The sequence below is a fragment of the Cupriavidus sp. GW822-FHT02D05 genome (assembly GCF_058802485.1).
The window spans coordinates 21,754-30,990 of record NZ_JBXAOE010000055.1; the positions used below are offsets into that span (position 1 = coordinate 21,754).

Consider the following 9,237-nt stretch of genomic DNA (forward strand, 5'->3'; position numbering starts at 1 on the left):
CTCGGCGAACCGGTGGAAGCTAGTCGCCAATGCCCCTGGTTGCCCTCTCCAAGCACGCCATGCCCACACGGAACTGGACTACACAAGTCCTATCATAGATATCGTGTTACACTAAATAAAACGATATCTATAAACAAATCAACAACTCATTGCTCCTCCGTCTGGATTTCCGTTAGCAAACCGACCTCATAGAAATCGTTTTACTTCACTTAAACTGATATCTATAACTGGAGGTTCTTGTGCCGAAGAAGCTGCTGCATGCCGAAGCCGTACCATCGCTGGTAGCGGAACGCCTGCGAACCTGGGGCCGCTGCATACGCACACAACGCGTCGCACAACACCTTCCCGCCGCCGACCTGTGCGCGCGCATGGGAATCTCAGATGCGACCTTGCGCCGAGTCGAACGGGGCGATCCAGGCGCGGGCGCCGCAACCTATCTCACCGCTCTGCTGATACTCGGGTTGCTGGATATGGCTGCGCCGCCGCCGGACCCGCGTTATTGGGCCACCAGCCCGCATGCCAGGGCTCGCCCGCCCGCTTCCGAGAGGGATGATGACTACTTCTAAGCCGCTGTTCATCTACCTGCAACGCCCGGACACGGGCGATTGGGTAACCGTCGGTCGTTATGCCCAACACGCGGACGGACGTACCGGCCTGTTCCGATATGCCCCGAGCTACATGGATGCGGCCATGCCGTGGTCCATCGATCCGGTCAACCTGCCGCTCATTGCAGGCATCGACCATCTCGCCCATCGGTATCGCGGCCTGCACGACGTGTTGCGTGATGCCTGCCCGGATTCGTGGGGACGGATGCTTTTACAGCGCGAACATAATCTTGCCGACGATGCGCACGACAGCACTTATCTGAGACTGGCCAGGAATGGCGATCGCTGGGGGGCACTGGCCGTCGGCGTCTCGCGCAAGCCTTCCGTGGATGTCATCACAAGCCCCAAGCTGCTGCAACTTGAAGGGTTGGCCGAAGAACTGCTTGCCATGTACGAAAGGCGCCCACCCGTCGATGCGAGGCTGCGCAGGATGCTCATGGCCACGCCCAGCCTGGGCGGCGCCCGGCCCAAGGGCACGCTGCAAGACGGCGAGGACTACTGGCTGGTCAAGCCGATTCTGCCCAGCGACACGGCAGACATTCCCAGCCTGGAACACTTCACCTTGCAGTGGGGCGCTACCGCAGGCATGCATTTCGCGCGATCGGTGCATCACCAGGTCAAAGACGGGCTGAGCGTAGTGCGCATTTGCCGCTTCGATCGCCATGGCCAGCAAAGAACCATGACACTCAGTGGCGCCTCTTTGCTGAGCGTCGAGTATCCCGGCGGACTGTCAGCCTCGTGGAGCTATCCGCGCCTGGCACAGGAACTGAAACGGATAGGCGCGCCGCTCGAAGACCGGATCGAGCTGTTCGAACGCATGGTGTTCAACGCCATCGTCGGCAATGATGACGACCATCCACGCAATCATGCGACTATTTACCACGCGCGGGAGCAGCGCTGGCGACTCTCGCCGGCGTTCGACGTCGTTCCCAATCCCGACGAGCAACCCAGGACGCTCACCATGCAACTGTCCGAGGGCCGCTTCGATATCGCGCGCGACGCCGTGCTGGCGGATGCGGTGCACTTCGGGTTTGATGACAAGAACGCAGCCGCAACGCATCTGAATCAATTGTTGGCGCGCATTGCCGATACGTTCCCTACGGTGAACGCCCACCTGTCTACCGAACTGAGGCAACGAATGCGCGAGCGCCTCGCAAAGGGCTTGCAGGCGCTCCAGGCGTAAAAGCACGCCGGCTCGCCGCGTAATGCGCGCGGGCCCGGCCAGACAGGCCGGGCCCGCAACCAAGACCGCTTCAGTGCCTGGCTTCGGCCTGCGCGGCCTCAATCGACTCCATCACCACGCGGCGCGCGTCAAACTCCTCCGCGATCTTCTGGTCCTGCGCAAACTGCGCCTCGACGTCGACATTGGCGAACTCGATCGCGCCCATGTCGGCAAACGCCGCCTGCACACGCGGGCTCCACAGGCCGATATCCTTGACGGTCGGCACGATCCGGCTGAACAGCCGCTGGCGGAACTGCCGCATGGTCTCGGACTCCCGCACGGCCTTGGCGCACTCTTCTTCCGGCAAGCCGAGGCGGCCCCAGACTTCCTTCTGGTCGAAGCGATCGCGCATCAGGTAGCAGGCCTCGATCACGAAGTCCTCGCGCTCCTTGCGCTCGGCCTCCGTCAGCTGTGGATAATAGCCGCGCAGCGCAGTGCGGCCGAAGGCAACGTGGCGCGCTTCGTCCTGCATCACGTAGGCGTTGATCGATGCCGCCAGTGGATTCTTGGAGAAGTCGCGAATGCGCTGGAACGCGGCCAGCGCCAGGCCTTCCACCAGCACCTGCATGCCGAGGTAGCAGAAGTCCCAGCGCGAGTCGGTCAGGATGGTTTCAAGCAGCGATTTCAACCCGGACGTGATCGGGTAGATGATCCCAACCTTTTCATGCAGCAGGCGCGAATAGGCTTCCACGTGCCGCGCTTCGTCCATGGTCTGCGTGGCGGCATAGAACTTGGCGTCCATCTCCGGCACCATCTGCACGATGCGCGCAGACACCATCAGCGCGCCCTGTTCGCCATGCAGGAACTGCGACAGCGAATGCGCCTGCTGGTGGCGGCGCACGTCGATGCGGTCGTGCTTGCCCATCTTTTCCCACAGCGGCGTGCCGTAGATCGGGATCATCCGGTCATCGAGCTCCTGCGGGTTCTCGGGGTCGAGCTCCTGCGACCAGTCGATCCGGTCGGTGGCGTTCCATTGCTGCTTCTTGCTGGTCTCGTAGAGCTGCAGCAGCTTGGAATTCTCGTTGTCGTACTCCCAGTTGAACTCGGTGGAAACCTGGCTGCCGATCGACCAGCCTGTCTGGACCACCGGCAGCGTGTAACGATGAAGGGATGACATGCAATCTCCTTTGGCGCTCATGGGTTTTGACCGTTCTCCCCGCCTGTTTTGCTTACCCTAGCCGGTGGTGGGATCGGTCTTGAATTTGCTTTTGCTTCCGGCTATAAACAGAATCATAATTCTCTTTCTTGTTATTTCAAGGGTCCGGCAAAGGGCCCGCAGAAACCAGGAGACATTGATGCAGTTCCACAATCTGACTGTCGCGCAGATCACTCAGGAGACCGAAGACGCCCGTTCCTACGCGCTCTTGGTCCCCGATGCGCTGCAGCAATCCTTCGTCTATCGCGCCGGCCAGCACCTCACCTTCCGGGTAAACGTGGACGGGAAAACACTGCTACGCAGCTATTCGCTTTCCAGCTCGCCCGAGGCAGGCGGCCTTCCGGTCGTCACCGTCAAGCGCATCCCGGGGGGCCGCGCGTCGGGCTGGTTCCATGCGCATGTCGGCGCTGGCACGCAACTGGAGGTAAGCGCGCCGACCGGCCGGTTCGTGTGCAAGAACATGGACGCCCCGCTCTTCTTCTGCGCGGCGGGCAGCGGCATTACGCCGGTGCTGTCGATGATCCGTTCGGCGCTGGCATCCAGCAGCTGCGCGATGACGCTCTACTACGCCAATCGGGATGCCGGCAGCACGATCTTCGCGGCGGAGATCGCCAGGCTGTCCCGCGACAATTCCGATCGGCTGGCCGTGCATCTGCACCACGACGATACTGATGGTTTTCCCGAACGTGGCAAGATTGCCGCCTTGCTCTCGGCGGTGCCACACGGCCAGCTCTATCTGTGCGGCCCCGGGCCGTTCATGCAGACCGTGCTGGGGGCCGCTGAAGTGGCCGGCATGGCGCCGGGGCGCGTGCATCTGGAGCGGTTTGACGCGGCCGCGCAGGAGGCCGAGGTGGCAAGCGCGGCGCCAGTGCCCGCGCCGGCTTGCGACGCCACGGTAACCCTCGGCGGCGCCCTGCATGTGGTGCAGGTTGCCAGCGGCCAGTCCCTGCTGCAGGCCGCGCTGGCCTGCGGCGTGGATGCGCCCTATGCCTGCGAGGAAGGCTATTGCGGCTCGTGCGCGGCCAAGTGCGTGGATGGCGCGGTCGTCCATGCACGCAACGATGTTTTCAGTGCTGACGAACTTGCCGCCGGCTGGATCCTGACCTGCCAGGCGCGCCCACACCAGGAGCGGCCGGTCGCCATCACCTTCGACGTATGACACCCGAAACCACGGCCCCCGCTGATGCCGCGGCGCCAACACTGCGCGCGGGGCTGAAACAGCCCCGCCAGGAGAGAAGCGAGGCCACGCTGAAGGCGCTGCTTGCCGCCGGGAGAGCGCTGATCAACGAGGCCGGCAGCCTGACCGGCTTCTCGCTCGCCGATCTCGTGCGGGCCGCGTCCACGTCCGTTGGCGCGTTCTATGCGCGCTTTCCGGACAAGGAGACCTTCTGCGCGCTGGTGCTGGAAGACACTCTGGCGGAGCTGCGCGCCGAGCTGGACTATTCGCTGGCCACGGACCCCGCCTGGAACGCAGGGCCGGCCCACGCGATCTGCACGCGCATCGTCGGCTTCTATATCGGCCTGTTCCGCAAGCACCGTGGCCTGTTTGCCGCGTATATGCGGCATAGCCCCGCGCAGAACCCCTTGTGGCAACCCATTCGCGAGGCCAACCGGCAGATCCTGGATGCCATGGTGCCGCGCCTGGCCAGCCGCGTTGCCGCCGGGCGCTTCAGCGGGCCGGATGATGAGACCCGCATCGCGGTCCAGCTTGTCATCAGTGCATTGACCAACATCGTGCTGCATACGCCCAGCGCCCTGGATCTGTACGATCCACGGCAGGAGCAACGGCTCACCGAGATGCTGCACCGCTACCTCGCCTTGCCAGCGGCGGGCGACGTCTTGCCTACGCCTCTGGCAGCATCAGATAGCGGCACATCATGCGGATCAGGTGGGTTTCCAGCTTGCGTTGCTCCAGGTGCAGCGGGCCCGGATCGTTGAGCAACAGATTGGCCAGCGTGCCCACCAGGAACTGAATGGCGACGCGCACCTCGAAGTCCGCGGTGCCAGCGCGTGGGGAATCGAGTTGCCTGGCCAGCAATGGCACAAGCAAATCCTGGATGCGGCGGTTGGCCTGCCGCATGGGATTGTCGCCGCCCCCGGTCGCGGAGTAATGCCGCAGGAAGCCTTTGAACAGGCCACGATTCTGGCGAAACTGGCCTACGTAGACGCGCACGATGCGCTCCACGATGGCCGTAGCCGAGCCGGCTTGCCAGACCGGATCTCTGGTGATCGATTTTTTCGTGAGTGCTTCGGCCTCGTCCAGCGCGGCCTCAAGCATGAACTGAAGGAACGCCTCCTTGTCCTTGAAGCGGGCATAGAAGGCGCCAATCGACGTCTCGGCGGCCTTCACGACGTCATTCAGGGAAATGTCATCCAGGTCGCCGCGTTGCTCTGCCAGCGCACGCCCCGCCTTGATCATGTTGACCAGGTTCTGCTCGCTGCGCGGCTGGCGTGGGGGGCGCATGGCTGGCGGGGTGACGGTGATTGCGACGGGTCCCTTTGCGGCTCGCCGCACGGGGGCGTCCTGGCGAGCGGGCGCGCTGGCTGGCGTCGAGGATTTTCGGCGAATAGGCATGGAATACAAATAATCGATAAGCGCAAGCAATGCCGCATTATGCGGCCTTCCTACCCTTGCCCTGCCGCCTGCATTGCGATCGCACGCTGCCCGGCGAGACCTGCCCGGGGGTGATCCCGATCAGCAACCGCGCGTTGATTGCCGCGCTGGCGCCGTTCGTAGGCGTAATGATCAGGAGAGCCTGGCGTTCACCTCGCCAGCGACCCGCGCGATGCACGCGATGGCATTTTGCGCCATCGGTGACGGCGTCCGGTTGCGCAGGCTGACAACGCCCATCTCGGAGAACAGCGACGGCAGCCCCTTGATGCGCAGCGGCAGCAGCGCGCCGGCATCGAGATCAGCTTGCACCGATGTCTGCGTGGCGGCGAGAACCGTGTCGGTGGACAGCGTCACGGCCCGCAGGATAGCAATGTCATCGCACTCGAGCGCAAGCACAGCTTCCTCGCCCGCCGGCAAGCCGAGCACCCTGGCCAGCTCGGTACTCAGGACGCTTGGCAACTTCGTCGCCGCGACACCGTACTGCCAGGCATCTGCCACCGTGCATTGACGTCCGGCAAGCGGGTGCGCGGTGCGTACGTAGAAGAAACCGGGTTGCGTCCCCAGTGGACGGATTTCCAGTGCAGGGTCTTGCGGCAGGTCGCGCACGTCCGCGACGAAAAACTCGATGTCTTCGGCGCGCAGGCGTTCCAGCAACTGCTGCCAGTTGCTCTCTTCCACGCGCAAGGCCACTTTGGGATAGAGGCGCCGCAGTTCGGACAACGCACGCGGCATCAGGGTCGCTGCCGGGAATGGCCCGGCGCCGAAGGCGGTGTCGCCCAACTGGCTGTCTCGAAAGAGATCGACATCGCGCTGCAGGCACCGCGCATCGAAGAGCAGCCTGCGGGCACGCCCGATCACGAACTCGCCGGCCGGGGTCGGCCGCACGTCGCCCACGTCACGATCGAACAGGCGGATGCCGAGGTCCGCCTCGATGGCCTGGATGCTGCGGCTGAACGCAGGCTGGCTGAGGTGCACCCGCTCGGCAGCCCGCGCGAAATGCAGGACATCGGCAAGCGCCAGAACGTGGCTCAGGCGGCGAAGGTCCATCATGATGCGTTGCTCCGTACGCATTGGAACATTGCATAGTATGCATTGGACGCATTGACCGAGCAAGCCTACAGTCAGCCGGACTTAAAGCCTTTCAGGCCAAAAAGCGAGATCGGAGACAAGCCCCAATGAGTCCGCACCTTCAGAACATCTTGATCGTGATCGCCATGCTTGGCTTTGCCTGCATGGAGTGGGTCACGCGGCGCTACAAGAACAGCGTCAATCCTACCCTGGACGATACCAAGCTGGAACTGGCGATGTTCGTGAGCCTGCTCGCGATCACCCAGCCCCTGGCCTTGCTGGGGGCCGGCAAGCTTTGCGCCTGGCTGATGCCGGAACAACAAGGTGCGTGGGCGCACCTGCCATGGTGGGCAATGGCCGCGATCCTGCTGATTTGCGACGACATGACGCAATACTGGTGGCATCGCGTGTCGCATTCGCCGTTGTTGTGGCCTTTGCATCGCGCGCACCACACCGCGCAGTACATGAGCATCCGCATCACGTACCGGAACAATTTTTTCTATTACCTGATGATGCCGGGCCTGTGGATTGCAGGTGTGCTGCTGTATCTGGGTTTCGCTAAAGTCTACGGTGCGTACCTGGTCATCAAGCTGACTGTGATCCTTGGCGCGCACAGCGCATGGCGGTGGGACGAGCCCTTGTACCGAATCCGTGCACTGCGTCCGCTGATGTGGATGCTGGAACGCACGATCTCCACGCCCGCCACCCACTGGGCGCACCACGCAATGACGAATGAGGACGGCATCGGCCACTACAAGGGCAACTTCGGCAATTTGCTGTTCTTCTGGGACATCCTGTTTGGCTCGGCACACATCACGCGCAAGTATCCCGCCAAGATTGGCTTGCAGGACGACGTGCTGTTCGGGCAGGAGCTCTGGTTCACCCAGATGTTCTACCCGCTGTTCCAGTCGCGCCGGGCACACTCCGCGCTGCGCTTTGGCGGACGGGCTTATGCGGAGACCGACACCCATTCCGATACAGCACTGCAGGTCGATAAACAGCAGAGGTCCACATGAATGCTCGCGCTCTGACAGAAGAACTGGCCAGGCAAGACATCCTGAGCGCCCGCGTTCAGGCCATGTTCGCCGCGCAACAGCAAGCCTTCCTGCGCCACACCTTGCCCGATGCCGGGCAGCGGCGTGAACACTTGCGCGCTCTCAAGCACCAACTGCTGCGTTACCAGGACGTGCTTGCCGAAGCGATTTCCCAGGATTTCGGCGGACGCTCTCTGGCCGAGACCAAGATGCTGGAAGTGCTGCCGACCACGCTGGAGATCCGTCATGCCATCTCGCATGTGCGCCGCTGGATGCGGGCGAGCCGTCGCCGGCCCGAACTGCTGTTCGCCAGCAACAGCCTGCACGTTACCTACCAGCCCAAGGGCGTCGTCGGTGTCATCGCGACCTGGAATTTCCCGGTCTATCTGTCACTGGGCCCGCTAGTGGCCGCACTGGCCGCCGGCAACCGCGTCATGATCAAGATGCCAGAGACAACGCCAGCCACCAACGCCACGCTCAAGGCCATGCTTGGCGAGATCTTCGCCGAAGATCACGTTGCATTGATCGGCGGCGAGTTGCAAAACCCTGGCGTCTTTAGCGACCTGCCCTTCAACCATCTCGTTTTCACCGGCTCGCCGGCGGTAGGCCGTATCGTCATGGGCCAGGCGGCGCGCAATCTCACGCCGGTCACGCTCGAGCTTGGCGGCAAGTCGCCTGCCATCGTGTTGCGCGACTATCCCGTTGGCGAGGCCGCCCGGCGCATCGCGCATGGCAAGGGCATCAACTGCGGGCAGGTTTGCGTGGCGCCCGATTACGCGCTGGTGCCGCGCGAACGCGTGGACGAATTCGTCAAGGCGGTGATCGAAGGTTTCGGCGAACTGTTCAGCGAGCGGACCGGGCACAACCCCGATTACACGGCGCTGGCCACCGATCGCCACGCTGCACGCATCCAGGCCATGCTGGACGACGCGCGCGCCAAGGGCGCGACGGTGATGGCCTGCGGCGAGGTCGGCCCCGGCCGCCGCTTGCCATTGCACGTCGTGACGAACTGCACGCCCGACATGCTGCTGATGCGCGAGGAGATCTTTGGCCCCATCCTGCCAGTGCTGCCGTACGACACGCACGAGCAGGCCATCGCCATGGTGCAGCAACGCTCGCGTCCGCTCGCCCTGTACTGCTTCAGCCACGATGCGGCCGAGCGCAAGAAGCTGCTTGCACGCACGCATTCTGGCGGCGTCACCATCAACGACTGGGCCTGGCACGTGGTCAACCACGACGCACCCTTTGGCGGCGTGGGTAACTCAGGCATGGGCAACTATCACGGCGAAGAGGGGTTTCGCGAACTTTCGCATGCACGCACCGTGTTCAAACGGCACCGGTTCTTTCCCATCGGGCTGTTCTATCCGCCCTACGGCAATCTGGCGCAGCGCCTGACGATGAAGCTGTTTGTCGGCCAGGGCGATGTGGCGGTGAAGAAACCGTTCTGAAGCCCTTCTGAATCCGCAGCCGCAAAAGCAAAACCCCCCAGTACTTTCGTACTGGGGGGTTTCAAGGGAGAGCCTGGCGATTACCTACTT

The 9,237-nt window shown here is 63.2% G+C and carries 9 protein-coding genes; 6 read left to right on the plus strand and 3 right to left on the minus strand.

Translation table 11 applies throughout. The features are described from left to right. Positions 1–239 precede the first annotated feature (239 nt). Together AC1RQK_RS39200 and AC1RQK_RS39205 are read left to right on the plus strand one after the other, a co-directional pair. Positions 240–566 (plus strand): helix-turn-helix domain-containing protein, encoded by a 327-nt coding sequence (locus AC1RQK_RS39200; RefSeq protein WP_174427236.1) that lies wholly within the window; start codon positions 240–242, stop codon positions 564–566. Continuing rightward, the gene (locus AC1RQK_RS39205) at positions 550–1,788 is read left to right on the plus strand and encodes a type II toxin-antitoxin system HipA family toxin (protein WP_492376042.1); all 1,239 of its coding nucleotides are present in this window, start codon (positions 550–552) and stop codon (positions 1,786–1,788) included. The genes AC1RQK_RS39200 and AC1RQK_RS39205 overlap by 17 nt, the downstream gene beginning before the upstream one ends. A 70-nt stretch (positions 1,789–1,858) precedes the next feature. Here AC1RQK_RS39205 and AC1RQK_RS39210 read toward each other — a convergent pair whose 3' ends face one another. Next, positions 1,859–2,944 (minus strand): ferritin-like domain-containing protein, encoded by a 1,086-nt coding sequence (locus AC1RQK_RS39210; protein WP_492376043.1) that lies wholly within the window; start codon positions 2,942–2,944, stop codon positions 1,859–1,861. A gap of 178 nt (positions 2,945–3,122) precedes the next feature. Here AC1RQK_RS39210 and AC1RQK_RS39215 point away from each other — a divergent pair, with 178 nt between their 5' ends. Continuing rightward, positions 3,123–4,142 (plus strand): 2Fe-2S iron-sulfur cluster-binding protein, encoded by a 1,020-nt coding sequence (locus AC1RQK_RS39215; protein WP_492814937.1) that lies wholly within the window; start codon positions 3,123–3,125, stop codon positions 4,140–4,142. Next, a complete protein-coding gene (locus AC1RQK_RS39220; protein ID WP_492376045.1) occupies positions 4,139–4,921 on the plus strand; it encodes a TetR/AcrR family transcriptional regulator in 783 nt (260 codons plus the stop codon). Before AC1RQK_RS39215 ends, AC1RQK_RS39220 begins: the two co-directional genes overlap by 4 nt. Here AC1RQK_RS39220 and AC1RQK_RS39225 read toward each other — a convergent pair. Together AC1RQK_RS39225 and AC1RQK_RS39230 are read right to left on the minus strand one after the other, a co-directional pair. Beyond that, positions 4,827–5,447 (minus strand): TetR/AcrR family transcriptional regulator, encoded by a 621-nt coding sequence (locus AC1RQK_RS39225; RefSeq protein ID WP_492376046.1) that lies wholly within the window; start codon positions 5,445–5,447, stop codon positions 4,827–4,829. The two genes, AC1RQK_RS39220 and AC1RQK_RS39225, sit on opposite strands and share 95 nt — an antisense overlap. 282 nt (positions 5,448–5,729) lie before the next feature. Continuing rightward, positions 5,730–6,647, minus strand: coding sequence for a LysR family transcriptional regulator (locus AC1RQK_RS39230; RefSeq protein ID WP_492376047.1), 918 nt, complete (start codon positions 6,645–6,647; stop codon positions 5,730–5,732). Between the two features lie 125 nt (positions 6,648–6,772). Here AC1RQK_RS39230 and AC1RQK_RS39235 point away from each other — a divergent pair, with 125 nt between their 5' ends. Next, complete coding sequence (locus AC1RQK_RS39235) at positions 6,773–7,681, plus strand: sterol desaturase family protein (protein WP_492814940.1); 909 nt, start codon at positions 6,773–6,775, stop codon at positions 7,679–7,681. Beyond that, positions 7,678–9,147 (plus strand): coniferyl aldehyde dehydrogenase, encoded by a 1,470-nt coding sequence (locus AC1RQK_RS39240; protein WP_492376049.1) that lies wholly within the window; start codon positions 7,678–7,680, stop codon positions 9,145–9,147. Before AC1RQK_RS39235 ends, AC1RQK_RS39240 begins: the two co-directional genes overlap by 4 nt. Positions 9,148–9,237 lie beyond the last annotated feature (90 nt).